At 55.4% G+C, this 15,226-nt stretch carries 13 protein-coding genes; 7 read left to right on the top strand and 6 right to left on the bottom strand.

The window, feature by feature from the left end; all coding sequences use genetic code 11:
- Window positions 1-2: 2 nt before the first annotated feature.
- Window positions 3-917: a ribonuclease Z gene (rnz, locus tag ETA_RS17815; protein ID WP_012442995.1), complete on the top strand. Its 915-nt coding sequence runs from the start codon at window positions 3-5 to the stop codon at window positions 915-917.
- An 83-nt stretch (window positions 918-1,000) separates the two neighbouring features.
- Here the strand turns inward: rnz and ETA_RS17810 are convergent, their stop codons facing one another.
- Window positions 1,001-1,843, bottom strand: a complete 843-nt coding sequence (locus ETA_RS17810) for a 23S rRNA (adenine(2030)-N(6))-methyltransferase RlmJ (protein ID WP_012442994.1) — start codon at window positions 1,841-1,843, stop codon at window positions 1,001-1,003.
- 920 nt (window positions 1,844-2,763) lie between these two features.
- Here ETA_RS17810 and ETA_RS17805 point away from each other — a divergent pair.
- Entirely contained in the window at window positions 2,764-3,297 is a 534-nt protein-coding gene (locus tag ETA_RS17805) for a hypothetical protein (protein WP_042959205.1), read from the top strand.
- A gap of 150 nt (window positions 3,298-3,447) precedes the next feature.
- On the opposite strand, the gene ETA_RS17800 is transcribed toward ETA_RS17805, so the two are convergent.
- A complete protein-coding gene (locus tag ETA_RS17800) occupies window positions 3,448-4,269 on the bottom strand; it encodes a CPBP family intramembrane glutamic endopeptidase (RefSeq protein WP_012442993.1) in 822 nt (273 codons plus the stop codon).
- Window positions 4,270-4,475: 206 nt separating this feature from the next.
- Between ETA_RS17800 and prlC the strand changes: the two genes are divergently transcribed.
- Both prlC and rsmJ read left to right on the top strand, forming a co-directional pair.
- Window positions 4,476-6,533, top strand: a complete 2,058-nt coding sequence (prlC, locus tag ETA_RS17795) for an oligopeptidase A (RefSeq protein WP_012442992.1) — start codon at window positions 4,476-4,478, stop codon at window positions 6,531-6,533.
- A 7-nt stretch (window positions 6,534-6,540) separates the two neighbouring features.
- Window positions 6,541-7,293 carry a 16S rRNA (guanine(1516)-N(2))-methyltransferase RsmJ gene (gene rsmJ, locus ETA_RS17790; protein ID WP_012442991.1) on the top strand — a complete coding sequence of 251 codons (753 nt, stop codon included), beginning with the start codon at window positions 6,541-6,543 and terminating at the stop codon, window positions 7,291-7,293.
- A 21-nt stretch (window positions 7,294-7,314) separates the two neighbouring features.
- Here the strand turns inward: rsmJ and uspA are convergent, their stop codons facing one another.
- Window positions 7,315-7,758: a universal stress protein UspA gene (gene uspA / locus ETA_RS17785; protein ID WP_012442990.1), complete on the bottom strand. Its 444-nt coding sequence runs from the start codon at window positions 7,756-7,758 to the stop codon at window positions 7,315-7,317.
- A gap of 295 nt (window positions 7,759-8,053) precedes the next feature.
- Here uspA and uspB point away from each other — a divergent pair, with 295 nt between their 5' ends.
- Window positions 8,054-8,389 carry a universal stress protein UspB gene (uspB, locus tag ETA_RS17780; protein WP_012442989.1) on the top strand — a complete coding sequence of 112 codons (336 nt, stop codon included), beginning with the start codon at window positions 8,054-8,056 and terminating at the stop codon, window positions 8,387-8,389.
- A 65-nt stretch (window positions 8,390-8,454) separates the two neighbouring features.
- Here uspB and pitA read toward each other — a convergent pair whose 3' ends face one another.
- Window positions 8,455-9,954: an inorganic phosphate transporter PitA gene (gene pitA, locus ETA_RS17775; RefSeq protein WP_012442988.1), complete on the bottom strand. Its 1,500-nt coding sequence runs from the start codon at window positions 9,952-9,954 to the stop codon at window positions 8,455-8,457.
- A 241-nt stretch (window positions 9,955-10,195) separates the two neighbouring features.
- Between pitA and ETA_RS17770 the strand changes: the two genes are divergently transcribed.
- Window positions 10,196-11,380 carry a BaiN/RdsA family NAD(P)/FAD-dependent oxidoreductase gene (locus ETA_RS17770; RefSeq protein ID WP_042959203.1) on the top strand — a complete coding sequence of 395 codons (1,185 nt, stop codon included), beginning with the start codon at window positions 10,196-10,198 and terminating at the stop codon, window positions 11,378-11,380.
- A 133-nt stretch (window positions 11,381-11,513) separates the two neighbouring features.
- Here the strand turns inward: ETA_RS17770 and ETA_RS17765 are convergent, their stop codons facing one another.
- Both ETA_RS17765 and ETA_RS17760 read right to left on the bottom strand, forming a co-directional pair.
- On the bottom strand, window positions 11,514-12,905 hold the full coding sequence (locus ETA_RS17765; RefSeq protein ID WP_012442986.1) for an APC family permease: 1,392 nt from the start codon (window positions 12,903-12,905) through the stop codon (window positions 11,514-11,516).
- A gap of 168 nt (window positions 12,906-13,073) precedes the next feature.
- Window positions 13,074-13,907: a helix-turn-helix transcriptional regulator gene (locus ETA_RS17760; protein WP_012442985.1), complete on the bottom strand. Its 834-nt coding sequence runs from the start codon at window positions 13,905-13,907 to the stop codon at window positions 13,074-13,076.
- A gap of 177 nt (window positions 13,908-14,084) precedes the next feature.
- Here ETA_RS17760 and ETA_RS17755 point away from each other — a divergent pair, with 177 nt between their 5' ends.
- The gene (locus ETA_RS17755; protein ID WP_012442984.1) at window positions 14,085-15,224 is read left to right on the top strand and encodes a tyramine oxidase subunit B; all 1,140 of its coding nucleotides are present in this window, start codon (window positions 14,085-14,087) and stop codon (window positions 15,222-15,224) included.
- Window positions 15,225-15,226 lie beyond the last annotated feature (2 nt).

Raw genomic sequence — 15,226 nt, 5'->3', positions numbered from 1 at the left:
TTATGCATTTGCAGTTTTTAGGAACCGGGGCCGGTACGCCAAGCCGCGAGCGTAACGTTACCAGCATCGCGCTGGACCTGCACGGCGTGCGCAATGCGACCTGGCTGTTTGACTGTGGCGAAGGCACCCAGCATCAGATCCTGCGCACCCCGATCAAACCCGGCAGGATCGAAAAGATCTTTATCACTCATCTGCACGGCGATCATCTCTTTGGTCTGCCGGGGCTGCTGACCAGCCGTTCAATGAATGGCTGTGTGGAACCCATGACGCTATACGGGCCAGCCGGGATAAAAACCTTCGTTGAAACCAGCCTTAGCCTTAGCGGCTCCTGGCTGACTTTCCCGCTGGAGATTATCGAAATCAGCGCGGGAGAAGTATTCCAGGACGCGCATTTTCGCGTTACCGCCTACCCGCTGACCCATCCGGTAGAGTGCTACGGCTACCGCATTGACGAGCTCGATAAGCCCGGCGCGCTTGATGCACAAAAGCTGGCGGCACACGGCGTTCCGGCGGGGCCTCATTTCTACCAGCTCAAGCAGGGGCGCAGCGTGACGCTGGATGACGGGCGTGTTATCAACGGCTGGGATTACGTCGGCAGCAAGATCAAAGGGCGCAGTCTGGCGATTTTTGGTGATACCTCACCGACGGCGGCGGCGTCTGAGCTGGCGGCCGGGGTGGATATCATGGTGCATGAGGCGACGCTGGAAGTGGCGATGGAGGAGAAAGCCAACGGGCGCGGCCACTCTTCAACGGTACAGGCGGCACGGGTCGCGCAGCAGAGTGGGGCGAAAAAATTGATTATTACGCATCTCAGTTCACGCTATCTGCATCATGACTGCGAGCGGCTGCTGGCGGAGTGCCGGGCGGTATTCCCGCATACCGAGATGGCGCACGACTTTGCGCTGTTTCCCTGTTAAAACGCGTGCTGTGTACTCCGTGAAGGGGCATTTCGTCTGCCGGAGCAGGGGCGGGAAGGCGATCCTGCTCCGGCAAAGCGCGGTTATTCCGGCACAATCCAGCTGACTTTGGTGTGGCCGGTTCCCGCTGGGACCAGCACCTTATGCAGCCACGGCAGCACGTTTTTCATCTGCTGCTCCAGCTTCCACGGCGGGTTAATCACGATCATGCCGGAGGCCGTCATGCCACGCTGATCGCTGTCCGGGCGTACCGCCAGCTCAATCTGCAAAATACGGCGGATGCCGGTGGCTTCCAGTTCGTTGCACATGCGCTTGATTTGCTGGCGTAACACCACCGGATACCACAACGCAAACACCCCGGTGCCAAAGCGCTTGTAACCTTCCTGAATGCTTTTAACCACATCCTGATAGTCGCTTTTCATCTCATAGGGCGGATCGATCAGGATCAGACCTCGGCGTGACGGCGGCGGCAGTTTAGATTTCAGCTGCTGATAGCCGTCGGTACGTTCAGTGCGTGCGCGGTCGTCTTTCAGAAATTCATTGCGCAGCAGCGGGAAGTCGCTGGAGTGCAGTTCGGTCAGCTGCAACCTGTCGCATTCGCGCAGCAGGAAGCGGGCAATCAACGGTGACCCAGGGTAATAGCGCAGCTTGCCGCCGGGGTTAAGATTTTTGACCACGCCGATATAGGCCGCCAGCTCTTCCGGTATATTATCCTGCTGCCAGATGCGGGCGATGCCTTCCAGATACTCTCCGGTGCGCTCCGCATGTTCACCGCTAAGCTGGTAGCGTCCGGCCCCCGCGTGAGTATCGAGATAGAGATAAGGCTTATCTTTCTCATTCAGCGAACTGATAATCAGGCTTTGTACGGTATGTTTAAGAACGTCGGCGTGGTTGCCAGCATGAAAACTGTGGCGGTAACTGAGCATTTTTTATCCTGTTGATTTTATAAGGTTTTAATTGATAGTGAATCAATTTTCACAATTATTACCCCACGGATTACCCACAGAACGGCGCACAGCAGCGGATGCAGGAAAAAGCATGAGAACCTCTTAAGGCGAGGGATTATATCAGGGATCGGCCCCGTATGGGCTGCCGTTCTTCGGCTTTTGCCGGGCAATCGGCGCTCAGTGAATCAAACCCCGGCCGTGCTTTATCGATAACAGGATGAACATTCTCTTAACGGTAAAAATCGCATAGTACTGACGCAAATATTTATGCCATCTCGCTACTCACGAAAAGTGAATGTCACGATGAAAGTGAAATGCTTAAACTCGACAGATAAAAAGCTGTCGTTCAGCGTGATATCAATCATAAATAAGGTTTTCATTAATTGTCATAAATAGACATCAACTCTTAAATGATATTGAAAATAAAAAACTTTCGGTGAGGTGAAAGAGAGAAAAAAAGTTATTGGATTAAATTAGTCTGCCAGTGACATTAGCGAAAAAATCAGGAAAGATAGAGCACAGGCCGCTATGCGTTTTATTAAAAATTGATGCAGAGAACGATGTCTATTGTGGTATGGCTGAAGGTTATCCCATGGGTAACCTGGGGTGACGAGTAATGACTTCACGCCATCAGGCGGCGACGGTTCCGCTTTCTATCACTAATTGATCAAGTAAGAGTGAGATCTCATATTACGAAAGTTTGTAAGACATGTGTTTTTATATCCGCTATTTTGAGTTTTTGTTGTCGGTGGTTATCTGGAAAGAAAGGCGTGGTGAAATTCTGGGGAAAATAGATTTTTTCCCAGAGATTTTTTATTCTGTATGAACATCCAGCAGTCGTCATGTCGAATGAGTGCCCTCTTTATACAGGGTGATAATATTGAAAAAGGAGTTTTATTATGGTTTGGAACGTTGTCACCAGTCAGTTTATTAATACATATCGTAATCCCTCCCTACAGGGAAACGTCAGAAGGGTGCTGCATCACTTTATGAGCGTTGAGAATACCCCACAGGGGAAAAACTGTGCTACTGCGCATAAAGCGAGTATAGCGCATGAGGTTCTCACCCCGTCCATGCTGCTGGATATCAGGCGAAACTTGAAGCCAACCGCCCGCTCTGTTCAAAGCACGAGTGTGACCTATAATTTTACACAGGCAAAAACGTCAGAGAGGAGTCGTTGCAGCTCGAATCAAGGCCAACTAAAGCAGTCGAAAAAGCCCCAGAGCTTGCCAGTGCCAGTTATCAAGGAAGCGGAAAGCGCCAAACTGGGTAAGCGCGACATCGACGGTTCTCCCACTTTGTATAGAGACCGGCGGTACGAACCGCTGAAATCTCCCTCATTGGTAATGACGGTCATGAATATGCTGAAGGGAATAGAGTCAGGTAAGTCGCAGAGCTTGCCGATAACTCAGAACGGCATCGACCCATCATGATCAATTTGAGGCTGCGGTTGTGACGTTTTCGGGCAGCCTTTCGGCTGCCCTTCATCTCGAACGATGAACTCAATCCGGTAAGACATTAGCTTGCCGTTCGTTGTGGTACAGATATGTTGCTCTCGGGCGGTACAAAGATAAGAATGCCCCTTAGCCCGGCTGCTGTAACACCGGGTAGGTGAAGAACAGCAGGTGCAGCATATTAAAGGAAAAGTGCATCAGAGTGGCTACCCAGAGGCGGCCGCTCCACATCCAGGCCAGGCCGTAGATCAGCCCGGCAAGCGTAGCAAACAGTACCAGCAACGGTCCGCCAGAGAAATGCGCGCAGCCGAATAGCAGTGCGGCAATTAACAGGGCTGGCTTATCGCCGAGCAGCTTGCTCAGCCGTTGTTGAAGGTAGCCACGGAACAGCGCTTCTTCCGCCATCGAGACAAAAAACAGATTGGCCAGCATAAACGCGCCCAGCCACTCCGGCAGATGCGGCTCTACCTTCAGCCCCCCGGCAAGGGTGGCTGCCAGCAGCAGCAGCGGCATGGACATCAGCAGAACCAGCCACCACACCGGGTTAGACGGTGCTTTAGCCGGGCGCTGTAACAGGCCGGGCAGACAGGCCAGCAGTAGAAACGGGATCAGGGCTTTATCGAGATTATAATAGAAGGTAAACGGCGCGCTCTGCGGCCCGACCTGCACGCCGGAAACGATCGGCAGATTATGGAAGCCAGGGATAAGATGCAGCATCAGGGCGACGGCGCTGGCGACCAGAATAAATTCCCCGACCAGAGAAACGGGCCCAGACTTTTTCTGCCAACGGCAATAGATGGCGACAATGCCGATTAACGCCAGTGCGACGATGCCGGGTGCTGACAATGTCTGGTGACTGATAGCCAGCCCCAGCGCGACGAACAGCAGCACCATTGCGCCGCGCAGATAGAGCGGCAGTAGCAGCAGTGAGGCTGCCAAAACATACCACATAGAGACACTCCCTGTTTTTAATGAGATCGTGGGGATTTTAGGACGTGGCAGTATGCAATGCCCCTTTAGCCGTGGCAAATCGTAAATTGCCTAAAGCGCATTAGAACAAAAGCGGCCGAACGAGCTTGCGCACCGCAGCATTGATTTTCACTCCACTTACCCCCATGTTAGATGGATTGCCCATACAATGATTACAGGACTGCGCTATGACCAATCCGTTACTCTCCTCTTTTACGCTTCCCCCTTTCTCTGCGATAAAACCTGAACATGTGGTGCCAGCCGTGACGGAGGCGCTGGATACATGTCGCGCAGCGGTAGAGCAGGTCGTGGCCCTGGGGGCTCCCTACAGCTGGGATAACCTGGTGCAGCCGTTAGCGGAAGTGGATGACCATCTCAGCCGCCTGTTCTCACCGGTCAGCCATCTTAACTCGGTAAAAAACAGCCCGGAACTGCGTCAGGCTTACGAGCAGACCCTGCCGCTGCTGTCAGAGTACAGCACCTGGGTGGGCCAGCATGAGGGGCTGTACCAGGCGTATCGCGATCTGAAAGAGGGTGAGAACTATGCGCCTCTGGACGTTGCGCAGAAAAAAGCGGTGGATAACGCCCTGCGTGACTTTGAGCTGTCCGGCATCGGGCTATCGAAAGAGAAACAGCAGCGCTATGGCGAAATCGCCGCGCGCCTGTCGGAGCTTGGCTCAACCTACAGCAACAACGTGCTCGATGCCACGATGGGCTGGAGCAAACTGATTACGGATGAAAGTGAGCTTGCCGGTATGCCGGAAAGCGCGCTGGCGGCGGCGAAGGCCCAGGCGGAAGCCAAAGAGCAGGATGGCTGGTTGCTGACGCTGGATATTCCAAGCTATCTGCCGGTGATGACCTACTGCGATAATCAGGCGCTGCGCGAAGAGCTGTATCGCGCCTATTCGACCCGCGCCTCCGATCAGGGGCCAAATGCCGGTCAGTGGGATAACAGCGCGGTGATGGCAGAAGAGCTGGCGTTGCGTCATGAGCTTGCCCAGCTGCTGGGCTTTGCCTCCTATGCCGACAAATCGCTGGCGACTAAAATGGCGGAAAACCCGGCCCAGGTGACCGATTTCCTTAGCGACCTGGCGAAGCGCGCCCGCCCACAGGCGGAGCAGGAGCTGGCCGAGCTGCGTGCCTTTGCCAAAAAAGAGCACGGCGTGGACGATCTGCAACCCTGGGATCTGACCTATTTCGGTGAAAAGCAGAAGCAGCATCTGTACGCCATCAGCGATGAACAGCTGCGTCCGTATTTCCCAGAGCAGCGTGCGCTTGGTGGCCTGTTTGAAGTGGTAAAACGCATTTATGGCATTACCGCTAAAGAGCGCCATGATGTTGATGTTTACCATGCGGACGTGCGTTTCTTCGACCTGTTCGACGAAAGCGGCGAGCTGCGCGGCAGTTTCTACCTTGACCTGTATGCGCGCGAGCACAAGCGTGGCGGTGCCTGGATGGATGATTGCGTGGGCCAAATGCGCAAAGCTGACGGCAGCCTGCAAAAACCGGTAGCCTACCTGACCTGCAACTTTAACCGCCCGGTCAGCGGCAAGCCTGCGCTGTTCACCCATAATGAAGTGACTACCCTGTTCCATGAGTTCGGCCACGGCCTGCACCACATGCTGACGCGCATTGAAGCCCCCGGCGTGTCCGGCATTAACGGCGTGCCCTGGGATGCGGTCGAGCTGCCAAGCCAGTTTATGGAAAACTGGTGCTGGCAGCCGGAGGCGCTGGCGTTTATCTCCGGTCATTATGAAACGGGCGAACCGCTGCCGCAGGCGCTGCTGGAAAAAATGCTGGCGGCGAAGAACTATCAGGCGGCGCTGTTTATTCTGCGTCAGCTGGAGTTCGGTCTGTTTGACTTCCGCCTGCACGCCGAGTTTGACCCGGCTAAAGGTGCGCAGATCCTTGATATGCTGAAAGAGATTAAGAAACAGGTTGCCGTGATGCCTGGGCCAGAATGGGGCCGTTTCCCCCACGCCTTTAGCCACATCTTTGCCGGAGGCTACGCGGCGGGTTACTACAGCTATCTGTGGGCCGACGTGCTGGCGGCAGACGCCTGGTCGCGTTTTGAAGAGGAGGGGATCTTCAACCGTGAAACCGGGCAGTCCTTCCTGGATAACATCCTGACGCGCGGCGGCTCTGAAGAGCCGATGGCGCTGTTCCGCCGCTTCCGTGGTCGCGAACCCAAGCTGGATGCGATGCTGGTACATTACGGTATTAAAGAACAGGGCAGCGAAGGGTAAGCCATCAGTGAACATCTGTTTATTAGATGAATCAGGCGCCGGAGACGGCGCCTTATCTGTTTTAGCCGCCCGGTGGCAGCTGGAACATGATGACAGCGCGCCGATGGCGTTGGTTCTGACGCCGCAGCATCTCGAACTGCGCAAGCGCGATGAGCCAAAACTCGGCGGCATATTCGTTGATTTTGTCAGCGGGGCGATGGCGCACCGACGTAAATTTGGCGGTGGCCGGGGTGAGGCGGTGGCAAAAGCCGTTGGCATCAAAAGTGGCTACCTGCCGGATGTGGTCGATGCCACGGCAGGGTTGGGGCGCGATGCCTTTGTTTTGGCTGCGCTCGGCTGCCGGGTGCGTATGTTGGAACGTAACCCGGTGGTGGCAGCGCTGCTCGATGATGGCTTACGCCGTGGCTATGCCGATGTCGAGATCGGCCCCTGGCTACGCGAAAATCTGACGCTGCTGCATGCTTCCAGCCTGTCTGCGCTCACCGATATCACTCCACAGCCGGACGTGGTGTATCTTGATCCGATGTATCCGCATAAGCAAAAAAGTGCGTTGGTGAAAAAAGAGATGCGCGTATTCCAGTCACTGGTCGGCGCTGATGAAGATGCCGACGGGCTGCTACAGCCAGCGCGCACCTTGGCGAAGAAGCGCGTAGTGGTAAAGCGTCCAGACTACGCGCCGCCGTTAGCGGGCCTCACTACGCCAAATGCGGTGAATACCAAAAGCCATCGCTTTGATATTTATGCCCCGCTTACCCGGTGAGGCCGGCCCGCCACGCCTGGGTTAGTCGTCTTCGTCGTCATCGTCATTCAATGGAACGATCAGCATATCAATATGGATAGTGTTGATCAGCTGGCGCGCGGAGGACATCAGCTTGCTCCAGAAATCCTGATGATGGCCGCAAACCACTAAATCAACCTGATACTGCTTGATCGCATCGACCAGCACCTGACCCAGATCGCCGCTGCCGCTTAAGGTTTCCGCAATGGGATAGCCGGCGTTGGTTGACAGCTCGGTCAGGGCGCTGTGCGTCTCTTGAGAAAGCCGCTTCTGCATATCGCCGAGGTTAACGTCAATCAGCCCGGTATAGAGATCTGAATAGTTAACGTCAACGTGGATCAGTGAGACTTTGGCGTTGTAGGGGCGCGCCATTGATACGGCTTTGTCGACCAGCAGCTTACTTTCAGGCGAAAGGTCGACGGCAATCAGAATGTGTTTATAGGACATAATCTTTACTCCTGTGCGCGTGAGTGCTGACTGGCAGTATAGCGAAAATGTTGCCGATTGTTGTGGCTTACCTCAGCCTTTATTCAAGGGATGACATCCTCCTGCAACTATTTGATTGCAGATAGCGACACCGCGCTGGAAAAAAAATAAACAGATCTCCTACACTGATGATTGACGGCGGCAATCGCCTTTATTCCGTCAACCGGTTTGCAACAATATTCTCGTTAGTAAGGGTAGGCGATATCATCGTCAGGTGCTGCGCGCACCGGGGCGATGAATGGACGGGAGGGAGATGATGATCAGCACCGTTTCGCTATTCTGGGCTCTTTGTGTCGTCTGTGTCATCAATATGGCACGCTATTACTCTTCGCTGCGTGCGCTGTTGGTGGTGCTTCGCGGCTGCGATCCGCTGCTGTATCAGTATGTGGATGGCGGCGGATTCTTTACTTCTCATGGACAACCGAGTAAGCAGGTGCGGCTGATAGGCTATATCTGGGCGCAGCGCTATCTTGACCATCACGATGATGAATTTATCCGGCGCTGTCAGCGGGTGCGCGGGCAATTTATCCTAACCAGCGCGCTGTGTGGGCTGGTGGCGATCGGTCTGATTGGGCTGGCCATCTGGCACTAACATCGGGGAAAAAAAATGCCAGTCACGTGGGTGACTGGCATCAGATTAGCGTTCCATTTTCAGCATCAGATCAGTTTCAGCGCCAGCCAGTACAAGGAACCAGAAAGCACAATCGAGATCGGCAGGGTGAAGACCCAGGCCAGCAGGATGTTCTTAATGGTACGCCCCTGTACGCCGCCGCCGTCGACCAGCATGGTGCCCGCCACTGAGGAGGAGAGAATGTGGGTCGTCGATACCGGCATCCCGGTATAGCTGGCTACGCCAATCGAAACCGCCGCCGTCATCTGCGCAGACATTCCCTGAGCGTAAGTCATTCCCTTCTTGCCAATTTTCTCACCGATGGTGGTCGCAACGCGACGCCAGCCAACCATTGTACCCAGCGACAGCGCTAAGGCTACGGCAACAATAATCCATACCGGGGCATACTCCACGGTATTCAGCAGATCGCCCTTCAGTTTGGTCAGGAAACGTTTGTCTTCCGACGGGGTGTCCGGTAGCCTGGCGGCTTTTTCTGCGGTATCCGAGATGCACATCAGCAGGCGGCGCAGCTGGCTGCGCTGCTCCACGTTCAGCGCATCATAGCTGGGGAGGTTGTTAAGCAGCCCCTGTGCCAGATGGATAGCAGGCAGCGCGCGTGCCGCATCACAGTGGAATTCATGCGGCCCGGAAGGAACCTGTTCCGGCGTTGGCAAAGCCGGCGGCGACATTTCGATAACCTGCTTCAGAGAGGAGGCATGCTGCTGATAATACTGTTCCAGGTGGTTCACCGCATCGCGGGTACGGGTAATGTCATAACCACTGGCGTTCATATTGACCACGAAACCGGCGGGTGCCACGCCAATCAGCACCAGCATGATCAGGCCGATACCTTTCTGACCGTCGTTTGCACCGTGCGAATAGCTGACGCCAATCGCCGAGACAATCAGTGCGATACGGGTCCAGAACGGCGGCTTTTTCTTGCCGTCGAGCTTTTCACGCTCTGCCGGCGTCATATGAATACGACGACGTTTTTTATTCCCGCTCCAGTAGCGACGCAGAATAAACACCAGGCCGCCAGCCACCACCAGGCCAATAATCGGTGAAACGATCAGCGACGTAAAGATACCGATCATTTTGGGGATGTTCAGCGCATCCACCACCGAGGTGCCGGTCAGCAGCGCGTTGGTGAGGCCGATACCGATGATGGCACCAATCAGGGTATGGGAACTGGAGGCCGGTAGGCCAAAATACCAGGTACCAAGATTCCAGATGATGGCGGCAAGCAGCATGGAAAAGACCATAGCCAGCCCGTGCGCCGACCCGACGTTGAGCAGCAGGTCGGTGGGTAGCAGATGGACGATAGCGTAAGCCACGCTCAGGCCGCCCAGCAGTACACCAAAGAAATTGAAAATCCCCGCCATGACGACCGCTAACTGCGAGCGCATTGCACGGGTATAGATCACGGTAGCTACCGCGTTGGCCGTATCGTGGAAACCATTGATGGCCTCATAAAATAAGACAAACAACAGAGCAAGTATCAATAACAGGCCGGTATTTAAGTCGAGACCAGCAAACAGATGTAGCATAAGCGTTAAGCCATTTTGGAGGACATGAACGCGGCGCATTATCAGCGACAAACCGCGCGCGGGGAAAGGGAAATATAGACTTTTTTTGACATTAATGCGTCAGTAAAGTGACGATTTCTGATGAAATCATTTTCAAATCATAAAGTTAAAAAAAGTTTTGTCGCTGTTTTGGCGTGAAGCTGGTATCCCTGCCTTCAACTCACTACAATCAGCGTTTTTACGGCCTGGCGCGGAGTGTGTGGTGGAAAAGTTTGACGTTATCGTAATTGGAGCCGGTGCGGCTGGCCTGTTCTGCGCGGCCCAGGCTGGGCAAAAAGGGCGGCGTGTGCTGCTGATCGATAACGGCAAAAAAGCCGGACGCAAAATTCTGATGTCAGGCGGCGGGCGCTGTAATTTCACTAACCTCTACGCCGAACCGTCAGCCTATTTGTCGCATAACCCGCATTTCTGCAAATCTGCGCTGGCGCGCTACACCCAGTGGGACTTTATTGACCTGATAAATCGCCATGCCATAGCCTGGCATGAGAAGACCCTTGGGCAGTTATTTTGCGATGATTCGGCGCAGCAGGTGGTCGATATGCTGCTGAAAGAGTGTGAGGCCGGACAGGTCACGCTGCGTCTGCGCAGCGAGGTGCTGGCCATCACGCGCGATGCCGACGGCTACACGCTGGAGCTGAATGGTGCGCTGGCGTGGGCTGAAAAACTGGTGATTGCCAGCGGGGGCCTGTCGATGCCAGGCCTGGGCGCATCGCCGTTCGGCTACAGGGTTGCCGAACAGTTTGGTTTAAAGGTGTTTCCCACCCGCGCCGGGCTGGTGCCGTTCACCCTGCATAAACCTTTGCTGGAACAGCTGCAGGTCCTGTCCGGCGTGTCGGTGCCATCGACCCTCACCGCCGAAGACGGCACGGTCTTTAAAGAAGCGCTGCTGTTTACCCATCGCGGCCTGTCGGGCCCGGCAGTATTGCAGCTGTCCAGCTACTGGCAGCCGGGAGAGTTTATTACGGTAAACCTGTCGCCCGTGCAGGATATTGACGCATTTCTGAACGACGAGCGCCGCGCTCACCCTAACCAAAGCCTGAAAAACACCCTTGCTAAGCTGCTGCCCAAGCGTCTGGTTGAGTGCCTGCAGCTGCTGGGTATGATACCGGAATGTACCCTGAAACAGCTGAACAGCCGCCAGCAGCTTGAACTGGCCAGCGCCCTGCACCAGTGGCGCGTGCAGCCAAACGGCACCGAAGGCTATCGTACCGCCGAGGTGACGCTGGGCGGCGTCGATACCCGCCAGCTGTCGTCTAAAACGATGGAAGCGCGCGACGTGCCCGGACTGTACTTCATTGGTGAAGTGGTGGATGTCAGCGGTTGGCTGGGGGGCTATAACTTCCAGTGGGCGTGGAGCTCTGCCTGGGCTTGCGCGCAGGCGCTGTAGGCAATGCCAGGCGGAGGCGCGATCCCGGACGACCCTCTGCGGTCAATACGATCGCGCCTGCCCGGCCACGGGTAAGTAGCGGAAATCGCGCCACTCGCCCCGTCATTTCTTACGCCCAGACCCGCCGCAGCTATCATGCCGCGCTGCGTGCCTGGCGCTTCATTGACAGCATATAACCCGCCGCGCAGCAGATAACGATAAACCACGGGATCAGCCCGACCAGTTTTGAATCACTGCCGCTAAGCAGCTGCAAATTATGAACCACCAGAACCACGGTGACCGACATCGCGGATAAGGCGATCAGCGGAGCCCAGAATATCTGCCAGGCGCTGTAGCCATGCGTTTTTTTGCGGCGGAAAAACAGGATGACGGCCATGGATACGCCGACCTGTAGCACCAGAATCGACAGCGTCGCAATGGCCGAACCGAAGGCAAAAATCTGCGCCATCGGGTCGATGCCGACGCTGCCCATTCCCGCCAGCAGCAGCAGCAGGATAACGCTATGGACGTGGCTGGCGTTATGCGGCGTGCCGTTAGTCGGATGGGTGCTGCACAGCTCTTTCCAGATCAGGCCATCACGGCTGATGCTGAAGATATAGCGTGAGATATTGTTGTGGAAAGCCAGTGACGCGGCGAACAGGCTGGTGATCAGCAGTACCGACATGGTATCGACCGCCCACTGGCCAACATACTGACGGGTGATATCAAAGATAAAATTGCCGGGATCCTGGCGCGCAATCTGTACCAGCCGATCGAAATCGTAGGCCTGCACCAGCGACCAGCTGGTAAAGCAGAAGAAGGCGGTAATAATCAGCAGGGCGCAGACGGTCGCACGCGGTACGGTTTTATACGGGTCGCGGCACTCTTCAGCGTAAATCGCCGTTGACTCAAAACCGATAAACGAGGCGATAGCGAAGACAAAAGCGATGCCGAGATTGCCGTGCATAAACACCGAAGGCTCAAACGAACTGAGGTTCAGCGGCCCGTCCTTTTTCACCAGCAGCATGACGTCAGTCAGTAACACGATCGCCACTTCCGCCAGCATCAGCACGCCCAGCAGTTTGCCGCCAACCTCCACCCGCTTAATGCCCAGCACCCAGGCAATCACTACAAACAGCATACTGAGCATCCACCACGGAACATGCGCGCCGAGGTGCTGCTGTAAAAAGATCTGGGTAAAGAAGCCGAGCATTGCCACCACGGCGGTCTGTATCGAAAAATAGGCAATCAGCGCGACGATGGATGCCGAAGCCCCGCAGTTTTCTCCCAGTCCTTTTGAGATATAGGTATAGAAAGCGCCAGAGTCGCTGACGTGGCGACTCATTGCGATATATCCCACCGAAAAAATCATCAGAATGACACAGGCCATAATGTAGATGACGGGAATGCCGCCGCCGTTGCCGGTGAAAATGGCTATCGGCAGTCCGCCTACCACCCCGGTCAGGGGAGATGCGGCTGCCACAACAAAGAACACCAGAGAAAATAAGCCCAGAGTATTTTTTCTTAAACCGGTTGGGTTGCTCATTACCAGCACCTTAGTTGACTGTGTAAGGGGCTCTGAAAGGGGTCTTCCGAGCCACGGGACTGACTGGCATCTTTTATCAGTATCGGCGGGCACGGATAGAAAAAATCGGACAGGGCGACAGTGCAACGGATGCACTTTTTCAGTGCTGATGCTCGCCAGCGGGCGCCATTAGTGACAGCGAATACGGTCATCCCAGGCGGCCATCAGGGTACGGCGCTGATAGTCCAGCGGCGTGATGCTGACCAGCTTTTTGAACTCGCGCAGGAAATGAGACTGGTCGCTGAAGCCAAGATCCAGCGCGAGGTCCGAGCAGGACAGATTGCCGGGCAGGTGGAGGTTATTCAGCGCTGCCTGGCAGCGCATCATGCGTCCGAAGGTCTTGGGCGACATGCCGGTATCCTGGCGAAACTGTCGCTGGATGGTGCGACAGGTATAGCCGCTTAATGCCGCCAGCTGTTCAACCCGAATATTCCCCTTATGCTGCATGATGGTGCGGATCGCCGAGCGGGTGACCGCCGAAGATTTACGCGCCAGTCTGGGGGTAAACCAGGTGTTAAACAGCGCGATCTGCTGTGAAAATAGCGGAGTATGCAGGATTTGCTCACAGGCATAGCGCGCGTCCGGCACCGCGTCAAAAAAATCAAATTCGTCATCGGTCAGTTCACATGCCGCCATATCAAGAAAATCCGGCATTACGCCGGGCGCAAACCGTACGCCGAAATAACGATGGTTGCAGTACAGCTCTGCGCTACGCGCCTCCAGCGTGGTGCCACACACTCTCGCCACGGGCCGCACGGCATCACAGTCAAAAATAATATCCACGCAGCCGTCGGGCACTGCCAGCGTCATGCCGGCTGACGCCGCCACGTCGAAACTGTAGAAGTGGGAAATGGCCGGGTGGCTGCCGGGTATCAAGGAATAATGCTGTGCCGCACTGAGTACAAACCAGGGCTGTTCGGGATGAATATCTGCACGATGAAGCGGAAGCATAGCCTGTGACATAGACGAGTCCTGGAGGTGAGATGACTCACTGATGATGCAATCCGGGTGCCATTTTTCACTCGCTGACCGCGCGCGTGTCGCAAATCTTCAATACAGCCCGCCTTTACGGGCGTTATTTTCAATCCGTACCGTAGCGTTCAATAAAATGTAACTCATTCATTTAACGGGGTAATCGGCATGTCGGACTCAACCAAAATTGATTTTATATATCTTTCAGAACAGGACATGATCCGCGCCGGGGTAACGGATATGCCAGCCTGTGTGGATACGATGGAAGAGATGTTTGGCCTGCTCTGGCAGGGGGACTATCGGATGGCGGGTTCTAACAATGATTCGCACGGCGCGATGGTGACGTTCCCGGAGAACTCCCCATTTCCAGCCATGCCGAAGCCAACGGCCGACCGCCGCTTAATGGCGATGCCGGCCTATCTCGGCGGCAGCTTCTGTACCGCCGGGGTGAAATGGTACGGCTCCAATATTGCTAACCGGGAGAGGGGGCTACCGCGCTCGATCCTGATGTTTACCCTGAACGATGTGGAAACCGGCGCACCGCTGGCACATATGTCAGCCAACCTGCTGTCGGCGTACCGTACCGGCGCGATCCCTGGCGTAGGCGCGCGTCACCTGGCCCGTAAAGACGCGAAGGTGGTTGGCCTGCTGGGGCCGGGCGTGATGGGGAAAACCGTGATTGCCGCCTTTATTGCCGTTTGTCCTGAGATCGACACCATCAAGGTTAAAGGGCGTGGGAAGCAGAGTCTGGACTCCTTTATCTCTTGGGTAACGGCCACTTATCCACAAATCACCTCGGTCGAGATTGTCGACAGTATCGAAGAGGTCGTGCGTGGCTCCGATATCGTCACCTACTGCAATTCGGGTGAAGTAGGCGACCCGGCGACCTATCCGCTGGTGAAACGGGAATGGGTTAAGCCCGGCGCATTCCTGGCCATGCCGGCGTCATGCAACATTGACGAGGGCATGGAGCAGGCTGATGTGCGCAAGGTGCTCGACAATACGGGACTTTATCACGCCTGGTTTGAGGAGGTGCCAAAGCCTGCTCACCACACTATCCCGGTGATCGGCGTGCGCTTTATGGACATGGTGGCGGAAGGGAAGATGACGCCTGAGCAGCTGGAAGACATTGGCAAGATTATCGCCGGCGAGGCGCCTGGCCGTCTGAACGATGAAGAGATCATCATCATGTCGGTTGGCGGTATGCCGGTTGAGGACGTGGCCTGGGGCACCGTGGTCTATCGCAACGCGCTGGAAAAAGGCATCGGCGTGAAGCTGAATCTCTGGGAATCTCCCGTCTTAAGCTAACT

It is taken from the genome of Erwinia tasmaniensis Et1/99 (genome assembly GCF_000026185.1).
Lineage (GTDB): Bacteria > Pseudomonadota > Gammaproteobacteria > Enterobacterales > Enterobacteriaceae > Erwinia > Erwinia tasmaniensis.
This window is presented reverse-complemented; position numbering and strand designations above follow the sequence as displayed.

Bases quoted from the DNA above. Each gene is read 5' to 3' on its own strand.
- ETA_RS17755 (WP_012442984.1), top strand. From the start codon at position 14,085: ATGTCGGACTCAACCAAAATTGATTTTATATATCTTTCAGAACAGGAC.
- ETA_RS17800 (WP_012442993.1), bottom strand. From the start codon at position 4,269: ATGTGGTATGTTTTGGCAGCCTCACTGCTGCTACTGCCGCTCTATCTG.
- ETA_RS17805 (WP_042959205.1), top strand. From the start codon at position 2,764: ATGGTTTGGAACGTTGTCACCAGTCAGTTTATTAATACATATCGTAAT.
- ETA_RS17810 (WP_012442994.1), bottom strand. From the start codon at position 1,843: ATGCTCAGTTACCGCCACAGTTTTCATGCTGGCAACCACGCCGACGTT.
- uspA (WP_012442990.1), bottom strand. From the start codon at position 7,758: ATGTCCTATAAACACATTCTGATTGCCGTCGACCTTTCGCCTGAAAGT.
- ETA_RS17765 (WP_012442986.1), bottom strand. From the start codon at position 12,905: ATGAGCAACCCAACCGGTTTAAGAAAAAATACTCTGGGCTTATTTTCT.
- ETA_RS17760 (WP_012442985.1), bottom strand. From the start codon at position 13,907: ATGTCACAGGCTATGCTTCCGCTTCATCGTGCAGATATTCATCCCGAA.
- pitA (WP_012442988.1), bottom strand. From the start codon at position 9,954: ATGCTACATCTGTTTGCTGGTCTCGACTTAAATACCGGCCTGTTATTG.
- uspB (WP_012442989.1), top strand. From the start codon at position 8,054: ATGATCAGCACCGTTTCGCTATTCTGGGCTCTTTGTGTCGTCTGTGTC.
- rnz (WP_012442995.1), top strand. From the start codon at position 3: ATGCATTTGCAGTTTTTAGGAACCGGGGCCGGTACGCCAAGCCGCGAG.
- prlC (WP_012442992.1), top strand. From the start codon at position 4,476: ATGACCAATCCGTTACTCTCCTCTTTTACGCTTCCCCCTTTCTCTGCG.